Annotated in this window: 13 protein-coding genes; 12 read left to right on the top strand and 1 reads right to left on the bottom strand. The window is 57.1% G+C overall.

The genetic code is table 11. The features are described from left to right. Nucleotides 1-10 precede the first annotated feature (10 nt). From FJD38_RS07550 to FJD38_RS07605, 12 genes are all read left to right on the top strand, one after another. Nucleotides 11-1,789: a protein-disulfide reductase DsbD gene (locus tag FJD38_RS07550; RefSeq protein ID WP_146384700.1), complete on the top strand. Its 1,779-nt coding sequence runs from the start codon at nt 11-13 to the stop codon at nt 1,787-1,789. 130 nt (nt 1,790-1,919) lie between these two features. Beyond that, on the top strand, nt 1,920-2,375 hold the full coding sequence (gene aroQ / locus FJD38_RS07555; protein WP_048360251.1) for a type II 3-dehydroquinate dehydratase: 456 nt from the start codon (nt 1,920-1,922) through the stop codon (nt 2,373-2,375). A 25-nt stretch (nt 2,376-2,400) separates the two neighbouring features. Then, a complete protein-coding gene (gene accB, locus FJD38_RS07560; RefSeq protein ID WP_122784995.1) occupies nt 2,401-2,862 on the top strand; it encodes an acetyl-CoA carboxylase biotin carboxyl carrier protein in 462 nt (153 codons plus the stop codon). Between the two features lie 17 nt (nt 2,863-2,879). Beyond that, entirely contained in the window at nt 2,880-4,238 is a 1,359-nt protein-coding gene (gene accC / locus FJD38_RS07565; protein WP_122784996.1) for an acetyl-CoA carboxylase biotin carboxylase subunit, read from the top strand. 278 nt (nt 4,239-4,516) lie between these two features. Then, complete coding sequence (gene prmA, locus FJD38_RS07570; RefSeq protein WP_122784997.1) at nt 4,517-5,395, top strand: 50S ribosomal protein L11 methyltransferase; 879 nt, start codon at nt 4,517-4,519, stop codon at nt 5,393-5,395. Between the two features lie 30 nt (nt 5,396-5,425). After that, the gene (locus tag FJD38_RS07575) at nt 5,426-6,658 is read left to right on the top strand and encodes a DUF3426 domain-containing protein (protein ID WP_146384702.1); all 1,233 of its coding nucleotides are present in this window, start codon (nt 5,426-5,428) and stop codon (nt 6,656-6,658) included. A gap of 216 nt (nt 6,659-6,874) precedes the next feature. Then, the gene (dusB, locus tag FJD38_RS07580; RefSeq protein WP_122784999.1) at nt 6,875-7,888 is read left to right on the top strand and encodes a tRNA dihydrouridine synthase DusB; all 1,014 of its coding nucleotides are present in this window, start codon (nt 6,875-6,877) and stop codon (nt 7,886-7,888) included. Then, entirely contained in the window at nt 7,885-8,205 is a 321-nt protein-coding gene (fis, locus tag FJD38_RS07585) for a DNA-binding transcriptional regulator Fis (protein ID WP_003439210.1), read from the top strand. The genes dusB and fis overlap by 4 nt, the downstream gene beginning before the upstream one ends. Nucleotides 8,206-8,286: 81 nt before the next feature. Then, entirely contained in the window at nt 8,287-9,894 is a 1,608-nt protein-coding gene (gene purH, locus FJD38_RS07590) for a bifunctional phosphoribosylaminoimidazolecarboxamide formyltransferase/IMP cyclohydrolase (RefSeq protein ID WP_146384704.1), read from the top strand. A 189-nt stretch (nt 9,895-10,083) separates the two neighbouring features. Next, nucleotides 10,084-11,382, top strand: a complete 1,299-nt coding sequence (gene purD, locus FJD38_RS07595) for a phosphoribosylamine--glycine ligase (protein WP_146384706.1) — start codon at nt 10,084-10,086, stop codon at nt 11,380-11,382. A 99-nt stretch (nt 11,383-11,481) separates the two neighbouring features. Beyond that, entirely contained in the window at nt 11,482-14,268 is a 2,787-nt protein-coding gene (locus FJD38_RS07600; RefSeq protein ID WP_146384708.1) for a hybrid sensor histidine kinase/response regulator, read from the top strand. A 77-nt stretch (nt 14,269-14,345) separates the two neighbouring features. Beyond that, on the top strand, nt 14,346-14,942 hold the full coding sequence (locus FJD38_RS07605) for a MarC family protein (RefSeq protein WP_122785003.1): 597 nt from the start codon (nt 14,346-14,348) through the stop codon (nt 14,940-14,942). Nucleotides 14,943-15,036: 94 nt separating this feature from the next. Here FJD38_RS07605 and FJD38_RS07610 read toward each other — a convergent pair whose 3' ends face one another. Continuing rightward, nucleotides 15,037-15,648 carry a hypothetical protein gene (locus tag FJD38_RS07610; protein WP_146384710.1) on the bottom strand — a complete coding sequence of 204 codons (612 nt, stop codon included), beginning with the start codon at nt 15,646-15,648 and terminating at the stop codon, nt 15,037-15,039. Between the last annotated feature and the right edge of the window lie 26 nt (nt 15,649-15,674).

Here is a 15,674-nt window from a genome sequence, read left to right on the forward strand (position 1 = left end):
CGAGGGTCCTATGCGCCGCTTGATCTGCCTTCTGTTCATGCTTTGCACCCTGCCAGCCATGGCAACCGGGTTGCTGGACAACCGCCCCAGCTCGACGCTGGGTGCAATCAATAACAGCCGCGACTTCTTGCCGGTGCGAGAAGCCTTCAAGCTCAACCTGATCGAAAGCACACCCACATCGATCAAACTGCGCTTTGTACCGACCGAAGGGTATTACCTGTACCGGCACCGCTTCGCCTTTAAAACAGAGCCCGCCGATATCGCCCTGGGCACTGTAAATTTGCCCGCCGGCGAGCAAAAGCATGACGAATACTTCGGCGATGTAGAGGTCTACCACGGCATTGTCGATGTCGACATCCCGCGCCCGGCCGACGATACGCGCCCCTTTACCCTGGTCGTTACCTATCAAGGCTGTGCAGACAAAGGGCTGTGTTACCCCCCCGAGACAGAGCGCCTGAGCATCGGTGCAACCGGCGCGACAGTATCCGCAGAGATGGCCCCCGGCGATGAAATGTCGTGGAATTGGCGCGAACTGGCGTTGTTTTTCCTCGCGGGGCTTGGCCTGACATTTACCCCCTGCGTGTTGCCGATGCTGCCGATTTTGTCCGGCGTGGTGCTGCGCGGCCAAGTGGGTGGCCTGCGCGGTTTCAGCCTGTCGCTGGCCTACGTATTGCCCATGGCGGCCTGCTTCGCGCTGCTGGGTGCGCTGATGGGGATGTTCGGCGCTCAACTCAATCTGCAAGCACGGCTGCAATCGGTGTGGGTGCTGGTGCCGTTTGCGCTGTTCTTTGGCATTTTCGCGCTGGCTATGTTTGGAGTCTTCGAACTGAAGTTGCCGCAGGCCCTCAGCAATCGCCTTGACCGTGTCGCCAATCGAACACAGGGCGGCTCACTCTGGGGTGCGGCCGTGCTGGGCGTAGTGTCCAGCCTGCTGGTTTCGCCTTGCGTCTCCGCGCCGCTGGCCGGTGCATTGTTGTATATCAGCGCCAGTGGCGATGCCGTGGGAGGTGGGCTCAAGCTGTTCGCCCTCGGCCTGGGCATGGGCGCTCCGCTGCTGTTGGTCGCAACGGGCGGTGCGGCGTGGCTTCCCAAAAGCGGCCCTTGGCTGGTCAGCGTAAAAAATGCCATTGGCGTGCTATTGCTTGGGCTGGCTATCGGCTTGCTCAGCCGCGTTTTACCCGGGCCCGTCACGCTGCTGTTGATCGGTTCGCTGGCGGCCGGTGTGAGCCTGTTTCTGGGTACGCTCGAGTTCATCTACAAAGCACCACGCCAGCGCCTGGCGCAGTTGCTCGGTCTGTTCTTGCTGGTTTACGCCCTGGCGTGCTGGTTTGGCGCGCTCAGCGGTCAAAGTGACCCATTCAATCCTGTCGGCCATGCCCAAACGTCCACTGTAGCCACGCCCAACACTGCGCAGCCCGACGGCCAATGGCTGACCGTGAGCACCCCGGACGAACTGGACAGCGCACTGGCTGCGGCTAAAAACGCAGGCAAACCGGTGCTACTGGACTGGTACGCCGACTGGTGCATCAGCTGCAAAGTGATCGAACACGAAGTCCTCAACGCGCCCAATGTCCTCACGTTGCTCAAGGGCTATCAGCTCGTGCGTTTTGACATGACCGCCAGCAATGCCGAGCAGCGCGCTTTACTGGATCGCTACGCACTGTTCGGTCCTCCGGCACTGATGTTCTTCGACAAAAACGGCGAAGAAAAAAGTGACCAACGGGTCATTGGCGAGATCAATGCACAAGACTTCGCCGAACGTGTCGGCAAAGCGAATGACCAGACTTAGAGCCTCAGTCATAAACTTTTCGCGAACATCGGTCATCGTGCTGGCTATTGCAGTTAACTGGACAGCCAATCGACTTTTCGGCATAGTCGCCCGTCACTGTTAACTGCACACACATAACAAGGAACAGCAGATGGCGACTTTTCTGGTTCTGCACGGCCCCAACCTGAACCTGCTAGGCACCCGCGAACCGGGGGTCTACGGCGCTACCACCCTGGCGCAAATCAATCAGGATCTGGAGCAGCGAGCCCGCGATGCCGGTCACCATTTGCTCTACCTGCAAAGCAATGCCGAGTATGAATTGATTGACCGGGTACATGCTGCGCGCAACGAAGGCGTGGACTTTATCCTGATCAACCCGGCTGCTTTTACCCACACCAGCGTGGCATTACGTGACGCGCTGCTGGCGGTGAGCATCCCATTCATCGAAGTGCATTTATCTAACGTGCACAAACGCGAACCTTTCCGCCATCACTCCTACTTCTCCGACGTTGCAGTAGGTGTGATCTGCGGCCTTGGCGCCAGCGGTTATCGACTGGCCTTGGAGGCCGCCCTGGAACAGCTTGAACTACAAGCTAAACGCCCCTGACCGACCCATTGGGAGTTGACGATTCATGGATATCCGTAAAGTTAAGAAACTGATCGAACTGCTGGAAGAGTCCGGCATCGACGAGCTGGAAATTAAAGAAGGCGAAGAGTCCGTACGCATCAGCCGTCACAGCAAGACTCCAGCTCAGCAGTTCTACGCACCCGCGCCAATGCAACAAGCTCCGGCTGCCGCTCCAGTGGCTGTGGCCCCGGTTGCCACCGTGACCGAAGCGCCTGCTGCACCAAAACTGAACGGTTTTGTGGTTAAGTCGCCAATGGTCGGTACGTTCTACCGCACGCCTTCGCCTACCTCGCCTGCCTTCGTTGAAGTCGGCCAGAGCGTAAAAGTCGGCGACACCATTTGCATCGTTGAAGCGATGAAAATGATGAACCACATCACCGCTGAAAAAGCCGGTGTTATCGAGTCCATCCTGGTAGAAAACGGTCAGCCGGTTGAGTTCGACCAACCGCTGTTCACCATCGTTTGAACCACGGGGAACCCACGATGCTGAAGCCTAAAAAGCTGGAAAAAGTTCTAATCGCAAACCGCGGCGAGATCGCCTTGCGCATCCTGCGGGCCTGTAAGGAACTGGGCATCAAGACCGTCGCGGTGTACTCCACTGCCGACAAGGAACTGATGCACCTGGGTCTGGCAGACGAAACCGTCTGCATCGGCCCGGCACCGGCCAACCTGTCTTACCTGCACATTCCGGCCATCATCGCGGCCGCTGAAGTGACAGGCGCTACGGCGATTCACCCTGGCTACGGCTTTTTGGCTGAAAACGCCGACTTCGCCGAGCAAGTCGAGAAATCCGGCTTTGCCTTCATCGGTCCTAAAGCCGACACCATCCGCCTGATGGGCGACAAGGTTTCGGCCAAGCACGCCATGATCGCGGCGGGCGTTCCGACTGTTCCAGGCTCTGACGGCCCACTGCCGGAAGACCCTGAAGCCGCACTGCGCATTGGCCGTGAAGTTGGCTACCCGGTGATCATCAAAGCCGCTGGCGGCGGTGGTGGTCGTGGCATGCGTGTTGTAAACCGCGAAGAAGACCTGATCGAAGCAGCCAAGCAGACCCGTGAAGAAGCCGGCGCCTGGTTCAGCAACCCGATGGTCTACCTCGAAAAATACCTGACCAACCCGCGTCACGTGGAAGTTCAGGTACTTTCCGATGGTCAGGGTCACGCCATCCACTTGGGCGACCGCGACTGCTCGCTGCAACGTCGTCACCAAAAGGTTCTGGAAGAAGCGCCAGCACCGGGTATCGATGAAACGGCTCGCCAGGAAGTTCTGGCGCGCTGCGTGAAAGCCTGTATCGACATCAACTACCGCGGCGCGGGCACTTTTGAGTTCCTGTACGAAAATGGTCGTTTCTACTTCATCGAGATGAACACTCGTGTGCAAGTAGAGCACCCGGTTTCCGAGATGGTCACCGGCATCGACATCTTGAAAGAGATGCTGAGCATTGCGGCAGGCAACACGCTGTCCTTTACACAGGATGATGTGAAGATCCACGGCCACTCGCTTGAGTGCCGGATCAACGCAGAAGACCCGGCCACGTTCATGCCGAGCCCAGGTCTGGTCAAGCACTTCCACGCTCCGGGCGGTAACGGCGTTCGCGTCGATTCGCACCTGTACAGCGGTTACAAGGTTCCGTCCAACTACGACTCCTTGATCGGCAAGCTGATCACTTGGGGCTCGACCCGCGACGAAGCCATGGCGCGCATGCGCAATGCCCTGGACGAAATCGTGGTCGACGGGATCAAAACCAACATCCCGCTGCACCGCGATTTGGTGAATGACGAAGGCTTCTGCGAAGGCGGCGTCAACATTCACTACCTGGAACACAAACTGGCTAACAAGTAAGTTTGTAATCCCGTCAACAAAGCCGCTTTCGAGCGGCTTTGTTGTGTGTGGCGCAGAACTCCCCTCACCCCAACCCTCTCCCGGAGGGAGAGGGGGCAGATTTGCGGTGAATGTGTATCTGTGTGCGGTCTAAGTCCCCTCTCCTTCGGGAGAGGCGTGGTGAGGGGCTTTGGCTTTTCATCGTTTTTTGATTACCCCCCATGCCTGCGCTCGCGTAAACTGGCGCGTTTCTCGCAGCCCTACCGGCTGCACACTCTTATTTTTCAAAGGTGCCCGCCATGCCTTGGCTGCAAGTACGCCTCGCCATCAGCCCAGAACAAGCTGAAACCTACGAAGACGCGTTCCTCGAAGTCGGCGCCGTATCGGTTACGTTCATGGATGCCGAAGATCAACCGATTTTCGAACCTGAACTCAACACCACCCCGTTGTGGTCACACACCCATTTGCTGGCCCTGTTCGAAGACGGCACCGAAGCCGACCTCGTGTTGTCCCATCTGGAGCTGCTCACCGGCTCGCCACTGCCAGAACATCACGCCGAAGTGATCGAAGATCAAGACTGGGAACGCAGCTGGATGGATAACTTCCACCCGATGCGCTTCGGTCAGCGCCTGTGGATCGTACCGAGCTGGCACGCGGCACCCGAACCTGACGCGGTCAATCTGCTGCTCGACCCGGGCCTGGCGTTCGGCACCGGCACCCACCCGACCACAGCACTGTGCCTCGAATGGCTGGACGGCCAGGATCTCAAGGACTGCAACGTTCTGGATTTTGGCTGCGGCTCGGGCATTCTGGCCATTGCCGCCCTGCTGCTGGGCGCCAAGGAAGCCGTCGGCACCGATATCGATGTGCAAGCGCTGGAAGCTTCGCGCGATAACGCCAACCGCAACGGTATCGACCCGGCGCTGTTCCCACTGTACCTGCCTGAAGACATGCCACAGGTGCAGGCCGATGTCGTGGTCGCCAACATCCTCGCCGGCCCACTGGTGTCTCTGGCGCCGCAATTGTCGGGCCTGGTTAAACCCGGCGGTCGCCTGGCACTGTCCGGCATCCTCGCCGAGCAAGGCGAAGAAGTGGCCGCAGCCTACGCCAAGGACTTTGACCTCGACCCGATCGCCACTCGCGATGGCTGGGTGCGCATCAGTGGCCGTCGGCGCTAGAATGCACGCCTGCCCAATCCGGATGGCCACATGAGCGATAGCTTCGTTACCCAGTGCCCGCACTGCCAAACCAGTTTCCGCGTAAACCATGCTCAATTGGGCATGGCACGCGGGGTGGTGCGCTGTGGCTCCTGCCTGCAAGTGTTCAATGCCGCACAGCAACTGCTGAATAAACGCACTGAAACTGAACAGCAACCTGCCGTGACGGCCCCTAATGTGGCACAACCCGAGGTTATCGAGCCGCCCGCCAGCGCCAAACCGGTGGCCTGGCAAACCGAAGAGATGGACCTCGACCATCTGGATCTGGACGAAGAGCTGGCCAAACTTGAAGAACTTGAAATCCAGCCAAGCAAAACCTTCGGTCAACCAAAAAAATCGAAGGACAGTTCGCTAAGCGCCCGTCGCGACACGCCGGATGCCGAAGAAAGCGAATGGTCTGACAGCCTGTTCAGTGACTCAGCCGCTGAACGTGCTCAATCGTCAGCACTGGCCACAAGCGCCGATGACAGTGACGCCGAGCCCGCTCGTACCGGTCGTTCAGAACCCTCATTGTCACTGGACATTGAGGAGCCCGACGACACGCCGCCCCTCAAGCTGTCTGTTGATGATGATGAGCGGACCGGCGAACACCTGTCTGCGATTGATGACGAAGACGACGAGCCTCTTAAACCTGCACCGCCCGGCAAAAACAGGCGCAAACGCAACGAACCTGGCGTACGCGACGAAATGCTGCTGGACCTGGCCGACGATCCTTTGCAGCTGGAATGGCAAAAGCGCCGCTCTCCATGGGGCAAACGACTGCTTTGGATAGTGCTGATTCTGCTGGCGGGCGCTGCTTTGGCCGGGCAGTACATTGCCAGCCACTTTGAAGAATTGGCCAGACAGGATCAGTACCGACCGACTTTTGAGCAACTGTGCCCTCTGCTCGGCTGCACAGTGCCGTCCAAGGTCGATATTGACCGCATTAAAAGCAGCAATCTGGTGGTACGCAGCCATCCGGAATTCGCAGGAGCATTGGTGGTGGATGCGATCCTCTACAACCGCGCGCCTTTCTCCCAGCCTTTCCCGTTGCTGGAGCTGCGCTTTGCTGACCTGAACGGCAAGATGATTGCGAGCCGCCGCTTCAAACCCGGTGAATACTTGACCGGCGACATGGCCAAGACCGAAATGCCCCCGCAAACGCCTATTCATATAGCGCTGGACATCCTCGACCCGGGCCCTAAAGCCGTCAATTACAGCCTGAGCTTTCACTCCCCCGAGTGAGCATGCTGCACTTTTAGCATCACGCCTCAAGCGGCTATTGAGAGACCACGCGCACGCCAGGGGTGCCTGGTCGCTTGGCGCTTGAGGCTTGTAGCCGGGTTTAGGCCCCATTGTTCAAAAAACATCCAACCCAGCCTTTATCCAGTCATCGAGAGCGGGTATCATGCCAACCCTTTTTCGAACTCTCCAGATTCGGCCCCACAACAGGGAAGTCCTATGTCGGCGGTACGCATCGGCCCATATACATTGCATAACGGATTGATCCTCGCCCCTATGGCAGGTGTCACCGACCAGCCCTTTCGTCAGCTTTGCCGACGGATGGGCGCGGGTTTGGTTGTTTCGGAAATGGTCACCAGCGACATGAGTCTCTGGAACAGCCGTAAATCGCGCCTGCGCATGATTCACGACGGTGATCCCGAGCCACGCTCGGTACAGATCGCCGGCGGTGATGCGCAAATGCTGGCAGACGCCGCCAGGGCCAATGTGGAACTGGGTGCACAGATTATTGATATCAACATGGGTTGCCCGGCGAAAAAAGTCTGCAACAAGGCTGCCGGCTCCGCGTTGCTGAAAGACGAAGCATTGGTGAACGAAATCCTGCAAGCCGTGGTGGCTGCAGTTGATGTACCGGTCACCCTGAAGATCCGTACGGGTTGGGACCGCGACAACAAAAATGGTCTGACGGTGGCAAAAATTGCCGAGCAAGCCGGGATTCAAGCGCTGGCCGTGCACGGCAGAACCCGCGCCGACCTGTACACCGGGGAAGCTGAGTACGACACCATCGCCGCGATCAAGCAGGCCGTGTCGATACCAGTCTTCGCCAATGGCGACATCGATTCACCCCACAAAGCCCTGCACGTGTTGAATGCAACCGGGGCTGACGGACTATTGATTGGCAGGGCTGCCCAAGGGCGGCCCTGGATTTTCCGCGAAGTTGATCACTTTCTGCGTACCGGGCAATTGTTACCGGCACCGGAAATGACCGAAGTGGAACGTATTCTGCTAGAGCATCTGACTGCATTGCATACCTTCTATGGAGAGGTATTGGGCGTTCGTATTGCCCGCAAGCATGTCGGCTGGTATCTCGCAACCTTGCCGGGCGCCAAGGAGTTTCGCGCCCACTTCAATCGTTTAGAAGACACGGAAGCACAATGCGCCAACGTTCAGGCGTTTTTCGCCGAACGACACAAGAGCCTGGGGACAGGGGACGAAGGATGGGTGGCCGCATGACGATGATGACCGAGACATTAGTGAGTGGAACAACGCCCGTGAGCGACAACGTCAACTTGAAACAGCACCTCAATACGCCTAGCGAAGAAGGCCAAACCCTTCGCGGGAGTGTCGAAAAGGCGCTGCACAATTATTTCGCCCACCTGGAGGGCGCAGAAGTCACGGACGTGTACAACCTGGTACTTTCTGAAGTCGAGGCTCCCCTGCTCGAATGTGTCATGAACTACGTCAAGGGCAACCAGACCAAGGCCTCAGAGCTACTGGGGCTTAATCGCGGCACCTTGCGAAAAAAACTCAAACAGTACGATCTGCTGTAAGCATTCAATCAAACCTGAAAGGCGTCCTGGTAAAACGGGCCGCCTTTTTTGCTGACTCCTTTGCTTTTGATGGAAATCGAGATGACCGATCAGACTACCCGCCTGCCGATCCGCCGCGCTTTAATCAGCGTTTCCGACAAAACCGGAATCCTTGAGTTCGCCCGTGAACTGGAAGCCCTCGGCGTCGAGATCCTCTCCACTGGCGGTACGTTCAAGCTGCTGCAAGACAACGGCGTAGCCGCAGTTGAAGTCGCGGATTACACAGGCTTTGCTGAAATGATGGACGGTCGGGTTAAAACCCTGCACCCGAAAATTCACGGCGGCATCCTGGGCCGTCGCGGCATCGACGACGACATCATGAACGAGCACGGCATCAAGCCAATCGACCTGGTAGCGGTTAACCTCTACCCATTCGAAGCAACCATCAGCAAGCCAGGCTGCGACCTGCCGACTGCCATCGAAAACATCGATATCGGCGGCCCGACCATGGTCCGTTCTGCTGCTAAAAACCACAAAGATGTGGCCATCGTGGTGAATGCCAGCGATTACGCCAACGTGCTGGAAAACCTCAAGGCCGGCGGCCTGACCTACGCACAGCGTTTCGACCTGATGCTCAAGGCCTTCGAACACACCGCAGCCTATGACGGCATGATTGCCAACTACCTGGGCACCGTGAATCAGGCCGCTGAAACACTCAGCACCGAAGACCGCAGTCAGTTCCCGCGCACCTTCAACAGCCAGTTCATCAAGGCTCAAGAAATGCGCTACGGCGAGAACCCGCATCAAAAAGCGGCGTTCTACGTTGAAGCCAAACCTGCCGAAGTCAGTATTGCTACCGCCACCCAGTTGCAAGGCAAAGAACTGTCGTTCAACAACGTGGCCGACACAGACGCCGCACTGGAGTGCGTGAAGAGCTTCGTCAAGCCCGCGTGCGTGATCGTCAAGCATGCCAACCCGTGCGGCGTTGCCGTCAGCCCGGACGCCGAAGGCGGCATTCGCCAGGCTTACGAACTGGCTTATGCCACTGACACCGAGTCGGCATTTGGCGGCATCATCGCCTTCAACCGTGTGCTGGACGCTGAAACTGCCAAAGCCATTGTTGAGCGTCAATTTGTTGAAGTGATCATCGCGCCATCGGTCAGTGAAGAAGCCCGCGCTATCGTGGCCGCCAAAGCCAATGTGCGCCTGCTGGCCTGTGGCGAGTGGAGCGCAGAGCGCACCCCGGCCTGGGACTTCAAACGCGTTAATGGCGGGTTGCTGGTTCAAAGCCGTGACATCGAGATGATCGGCAGCGAAGACCTCAAAGTCGTGACCAAGCGCGCACCGACCGAGCAAGAAATCAACGACCTGATCTTCGCCTGGAAAGTGGCCAAGTACGTGAAGTCCAACGCCATCGTCTACGCCAAAGGTCGCCAGACCATCGGCGTCGGCGCCGGTCAGATGAGCCGCGTAAACTCGGCCCGTATTGCCGCCATCAAAGCTGAACACGCTGGCCTGCAAGTACAAGGCGCGGTGATGGCATCGGACGCATTCTTCCCGTTCCGTGACGGCATCGACAACGCCGCCAAGGCCGGGATCACCGCGGTGATCCAGCCAGGCGGCTCGATGCGTGACAACGAAGTGATTGCTGCCGCTGACGAAGCCGGTATTGCGATGGTCTTCACCGGGATGCGTCATTTCCGTCACTAACTAGACGACGGCCGTACTGAACCCGGCATCTGCTGCGTTGGAGTCGACCTCGATGATGCTCATTGCCAAAAGGCAACTCCGCTCATCAAGGTCGACTCCGCCTTGCAGCTACCGACTTCATTACGACCTCCTGAAGCGTGAAGCGCTTTAGGCTTTAAACCGAATTCAGCGTCATCCGAGGTTTTTGAAATGAATGTTTTGATCATTGGCAGCGGTGGCCGTGAACACGCACTGGCCTGGAAAGTAGCCCAAGACCCGCGTGTCGCTAAAGTATTCGTGGCGCCTGGCAACGCCGGTACGGCCACTGAAGCCAAGTGCGAAAACGTCGCCATCGACGTTTTGGCCCTTGAGCAGCTTGCAGACTTTGCCGAGAAGAACGTTTCACTGACCATCGTTGGTCCGGAAGTGCCACTGGTTGCCGGCGTGGTTGATCTGTTCCGCTCACGTGGCCTGGATTGCTTCGGCCCTACCGCTGGCGCAGCCCAGCTGGAGGGCTCCAAAGCCTTCACCAAGGATTTTCTGGCGCGCCACAAGATCCCGACCGCTGACTATCAGAACTTCACCGAGATTGAACCGGCACTGGCTTACTTGCAGAAAGTCGGCGCACCTATCGTGATCAAGGCTGATGGCCTGGCAGCCGGTAAAGGCGTGATCGTCGCCATGACCCTGGCAGAAGCCGAAGATGCCGTGCGCGACATGCTCGCTGGCAACGCCTTTGGCGAAGCCGGTTCGCGTGTTGTCATCGAAGAGTTCCTCGACGGTGAAGAAGCCAGCTTTATTGTGATGGTCGACGGCAAGAACGTTCTGCCAATGGCCACCAGCCAAGACCACAAACGTGTTGGCGACGGCGATACCGGCCCGAACACCGGTGGCATGGGCGCCTACTCCCCTGCTCCCGTGGTCACCGCCGAGGTGCACCAGCGCGTAATGGAGCTGGTGATTTGGCCAACCGTGCGCGGCATGGCTGAAGAAGGCAACGTCTATACGGGCTTCCTGTACGCAGGCCTGATGATCGACAAAGCCGGCAACCCGAAAGTGATCGAGTTCAACTGCCGTTTCGGCGATCCAGAAACCCAACCGGTCATGCTGCGTCTGCAATCGAGCCTGGTGTTGCTGATTGAGGCCGCTCTGGCTCAAGCGCTGGACAAGATCGAAGCACAATGGGATCCACGCCCTAGCCTCGGTATCGTTCTGGCAGCGGGCGGCTATCCTGCTGACTACGCCAAAGGCGATGTCATCCACGGTCTGGACACTGCAGCCAAGCTGGAAGGTAAAGTGTTCCATGCGGGCACCGCGCTCAACTCGGCAGGCCAAGTTGTAACTGCGGGTGGCCGTGTCTTGTGCGCGACCGCGATGGGCGATACGGTCGAAGCTGCTCAAGAAAAGGCCTACGACCTTGCCAAAGCCATCTCCTGGAATGGTTGCTTCTACCGAAATGACATTGGCTACCGGGCCATTGCACGCGAACGTGGCGAAGCTGAGAAGTAAGCCACTCATATGGATAGGCAAGGGCTATCAGCCCTTGCCTAAGTATTCCAGCACCGCGCATAGTGCCTGCCAAGCCTCAATATACGAAGGGATTTCACCGTGCGCTGGCTAAGGATCGCCATAGGTTTAATCGTCAGTCTTCTGACTGTTTTGCTCTATTTGATGCCCATGCAGGCTGCACAAGCCAGCAGTTGGGCACTCTTCTCGGACGCGACGGGCGATCTGCAGCTAAGCGACGTTCGCTCAGCACGCTTTGCCAACCAGTTCAGCCCCATTGAGCTCGAACACCTTACGGCCGCCCAACCTGGCGAGGCCCTATGGCTAAGGTTCAAACTCCCGCCCGACAAGCACGAACAAGTCCTGAGCGTATTTGCACCTGATCTTTCGCATCTCGACCTGTACGTTCTGGATGATCAAAAGATAATCACCCAGATTAATACCGGCAACACGTTGCCCTCGTCCGCAAAACCGCTGTCCAGCAGCGACTACCTGCTGCCTTTGCCGCAAAGCACTAAACCTTTGGATGTTTACCTGCGCTTGATCTCTGACCACCAATTGCGTCCGCACATTACCCTCAATACTGCTGTCGAGCTTGCAGCCAATCAGGGTATGCCCCTGCTCTACGGAATGTTGCTGGGCTGCCTGGCAATGCTGGTGTTGCATAACCTCATTCGCTTTGCGTTCAGTCGCTCGATGTGCAGCCTATGGCTCGCCCTCTGCGAGGCCTTGCTACTGATCAGCTGCACCTTATTTTTGAACGTTCTGGGCCCCTGGGCTCCGGAATGGCTAAGCACCCAACCGTCTGGCGCTTACCTGGCGCTGATACTGACTGCGCCTTGCGGGCTGATGTACACCTTCAGCTTTTTCTCGGCCAAGAGCCCACATGCGCTGCACAAACTGTTGCTGTTGGACATTTTGATCGTCAGCCTCGGCTCGCTGCTTTTACTGTTCATCGACAGCCTGCCCTTGAATATCGTGACCTACAGTATGGTCGCCCTCACCAGCTTGAGCATTCTGCTGGTAGCGGCCTATCACTGGCATCAAGGTTACCGCCCTGCGCGCCTGTTCGTAGTGGCCATGGTTATATTCAACATTGGCACCCTGATGATTCTGCCCGCATTGCTGGGCCTGACCTTGATTGCCCCGCAGGAACTGATTCTGGTGCTGCTGGTGATCGTCTGCATCAGTGGCCTGTTGATGAGCATCGCGTTAAGCGAACGCAATCAGAGCATCGCTGAAGATCAATTCAGCATTAGCCGCGACCTGGCCGCCAGTAATGCTGAAGTGAACGCCAAGGCGGAATTTCTGGCCAAGATCAGCCACGAAATCCGCACCCCCATGAACGGGGTGCTCGGAATGACCGAGCTCCTGCTCGGCACTCCCCTGTCCGTTAAACAACGCGACTACGTCCAAACTATCCACAGTGCTGGCAATGAGCTCCTGACCCTGATCAACGAGATCCTCGACATTTCAAAACTGGAATCAGGGCAAATCGAATTAGACGATGTGCAGTTCGATCTCAACGCTCTGATCGAAGACTGCTTGAGTATTTTCCGCACTAAAGCAGAACAGCAGAACATCGAACTCATCAGTTTCATTCAGCCCCAAGTGCCTCGTGTCATTAGCGGTGACCCTACGCGCTTGCGTCAGACACTGCTCAGCTTGCTCGAAAGCGCACTGAAGAAGACCGAGGATGGCGAAATATTGATCGTCGTAGCTCTGGAGGAACGCTCCGGGGCCCCTCGACTGCGCATCGCGATACAGGACTCAGGCCAGCCGATTGATGAGCAAGAGCGCGAGGCCCTGCTGAATGCTGAATTGCACAGCAAGAACTTTCTGGCCGCTACCCGTCTTGGCGGCCACTTGGGGCTGGTCATTGCCCGTCAGTTGATCATGCTGATGGGGGGCGAGTTCGGCATTAAGACCGGCCAGACCAAAGGCACCAATCTGTGGCTGACGTTGCCGTTAGACCCACAGCACCTGGAACATCCGACTTCAGATTTGGACAGTCCACTCAAGGGCGCCAGAGTACTGGTGGTGGACGACAACGACACCTGCCGTAAAGTGCTGGTACAACAATGCACTGCATGGGGTTTGAATGTTAACGCGGCCGCATCGGGCAAAGAGGCCTTGGCCTTGTTACGCACTAAAGCCCACCTGCGAGATTACTTTGACATTGTGCTGCTGGATCAAAACATGCCCGGCATGACCGGCATGCAACTGGCCGCCAAGATCAAGGAAGACCCGAGCCTGAATCACGATATCTTGCTGATCATGCTGACCGGTATCAGCAATGCACCCAGCAAGATCATTGCGCGCAATTGCGGCATCAAGCGAATCCTGGCAAAGCCAGTCGCGGGCTACACGCTAAAGACCACCCTTGCCGATGAGTTGACTCAACGCAACAAGGGCAATCCAGCGGCACAACCCGTAGCCAACAGCCCCGCTGCTCCGGTTACGGTCCCTGATGACTTCCGGATTTTAGTGGCCGAAGACAATAGTATTTCAACCAAAGTCATCCGCGGCATGCTGGGCAAGCTAAACCTGCAGCCCGATACTGCCAGCAATGGCGAAGAAGCCCTGAGGGCCATGAAAGCCAAACGTTACGATCTGGTCTTGATGGACTGTGAAATGCCCGTGCTGGACGGCTTTTCGGCCACTGAACAAATGCGTGCCTGGGAAGTCAGCCATCAACGGATTCGTACCCCCGTGGTCGCGCTGACGGCTCACATTCTGGCCGAACATAAAGAACGGGCTCGCCAGGCAGGCATGGATGGACACATGTCCAAGCCGGTAGAGCTGTCGCAATTGCGTGAGCTGGTTGAGTATTGGGTGGCCCAACGTGAGCAGCGTCAACACCGGGATTCGCCTTCCCAGGGACTGTAGAGAGCCTGTCATCAGGCCGACAGAGTTCATTTGGCCTGATAGACTTTCGTCGCCCTCCTTCAATGTGAGCTCAAACCATGCTCCATGTGTTGTTCAGTGTGTACTTGAAGATGCTCGTGCTTTACAGCCCATTCTTCGTGCTTTCATGTTTTATCAGCCTGACCAGAGGCTACTCGCGTAAAGAGCGCCGGCATCTGGCATGGAAAGTAGCGCTGGCAACGTTGATCTCCAGCGTATTGCTCTATCTGTTCGGACGCGTCATTTTCAACGTATTTGGCATCACTGTGGACGCCTTTCGAATTGGCGCTGGCAGTGTGTTGTTCATTTCAGCGCTGGGCATGGCCCAAGGTAAATCGGCGGTACAAACCGACAACGTCAATCAAGACGTCACTATTGTCCCGCTGACGATCCCGCTGACCGTTGGCCCGGGGACCATTGGTGCACTTCTGGTGATGGGCATTAGCCAGCCACACTGGGACGATAAACTGATGGCGATTAGCAGCATTGCCCTCGCTAGCCTGACGGTAGGTGTAGTGCTTTACCTGTCCAACCGTATTGAGCGCATTCTGGGTGAGCAAGGCTTGCAAATTGTCAGCCGCTTGATGGGCCTGTTTGTGTGCGCCCTGGCGGCACAAATTATTTTCACCGGGATCAGGGGCTATATGGTGCCTTGACCCGCGCCTTGCGCTGTTGAGTCGGCACATCGTCAACACGCACAGCCATTAGCCATAAAAAATGGCCCGCAAGGGCCATTGTTAAATCATTCATTTAAATTTCGATAACGCTGACCATGTGTGCAGCCGCCTGACGCACCGCCTCCTGTACCTGCGCTCGATGCCTGGCATAGATCGTTCTGTTCAACACAAAAGCGCCGCCTTTAGCGTTCAAGTACACATCATGCGTACGCCCTCTTGCCCGCGCTCTCTGACAGCTCAGAGCCAAGCCACACACAAACACGATCACATGCCCTTCCTGTGTGTTCTCACAAGGCACACATTGATAATGACGCGTCTGCGCGTTATCTACCGGATGACGAAGATAGCTCAGCGCGTCCTGCCTGATGGGCATTGCATCAAAAACGTCCCCCAGTGACTGTGCGAGGCGTTGCGTACTCTGCACGCCAGAAACTTCAACGGCGTATTCGTCGACCTGACGAATATCCAAAACCAGTATGGGCCGGTCAACAATATAGGATTGCAGGTTAAACCCAAGGGTCAGTAACGTACTTTGATAGTGCGAAAGCCATACGAACCCTTCAATCCCTTCACTATTGGCACGTAACTCGGCATAGAGCAGGCAGTCCTGAACATCTTGTTTATCTTCGCGCGACAGGCCTTCGACGAATGAGACCCAGGTGCCTCCGACTTTTATTGCGTCCATGCGATGTTCCACTCGTTAAAGGTTAA

The sequence above is a fragment of the Pseudomonas saxonica genome, assembly GCF_007858365.1.
GTDB classification, from domain to species: domain Bacteria; phylum Pseudomonadota; class Gammaproteobacteria; order Pseudomonadales; family Pseudomonadaceae; genus Aquipseudomonas; species Aquipseudomonas saxonica.

What these genes read in the sequence shown, in the direction of transcription:
- FJD38_RS07550 (WP_146384700.1), top strand. Translation starts at nt 11, where the DNA reads ATGCGCCGCTTGATCTGCCTTCTGTTCATGCTTTGCACCCTGCCAGCC.
- aroQ (WP_048360251.1), top strand. Translation starts at nt 1,920, where the DNA reads ATGGCGACTTTTCTGGTTCTGCACGGCCCCAACCTGAACCTGCTAGGC.
- accB (WP_122784995.1), top strand. Translation starts at nt 2,401, where the DNA reads ATGGATATCCGTAAAGTTAAGAAACTGATCGAACTGCTGGAAGAGTCC.
- accC (WP_122784996.1), top strand. Translation starts at nt 2,880, where the DNA reads ATGCTGAAGCCTAAAAAGCTGGAAAAAGTTCTAATCGCAAACCGCGGC.
- prmA (WP_122784997.1), top strand. Translation starts at nt 4,517, where the DNA reads ATGCCTTGGCTGCAAGTACGCCTCGCCATCAGCCCAGAACAAGCTGAA.
- FJD38_RS07575 (WP_146384702.1), top strand. Translation starts at nt 5,426, where the DNA reads ATGAGCGATAGCTTCGTTACCCAGTGCCCGCACTGCCAAACCAGTTTC.
- dusB (WP_122784999.1), top strand. Translation starts at nt 6,875, where the DNA reads ATGTCGGCGGTACGCATCGGCCCATATACATTGCATAACGGATTGATC.
- fis (WP_003439210.1), top strand. Translation starts at nt 7,885, where the DNA reads ATGACGATGATGACCGAGACATTAGTGAGTGGAACAACGCCCGTGAGC.
- purH (WP_146384704.1), top strand. Translation starts at nt 8,287, where the DNA reads ATGACCGATCAGACTACCCGCCTGCCGATCCGCCGCGCTTTAATCAGC.
- purD (WP_146384706.1), top strand. Translation starts at nt 10,084, where the DNA reads ATGAATGTTTTGATCATTGGCAGCGGTGGCCGTGAACACGCACTGGCC.
- FJD38_RS07605 (WP_122785003.1), top strand. Translation starts at nt 14,346, where the DNA reads ATGCTCCATGTGTTGTTCAGTGTGTACTTGAAGATGCTCGTGCTTTAC.
- FJD38_RS07610 (WP_146384710.1), bottom strand. Translation starts at nt 15,648, where the DNA reads ATGGACGCAATAAAAGTCGGAGGCACCTGGGTCTCATTCGTCGAAGGC.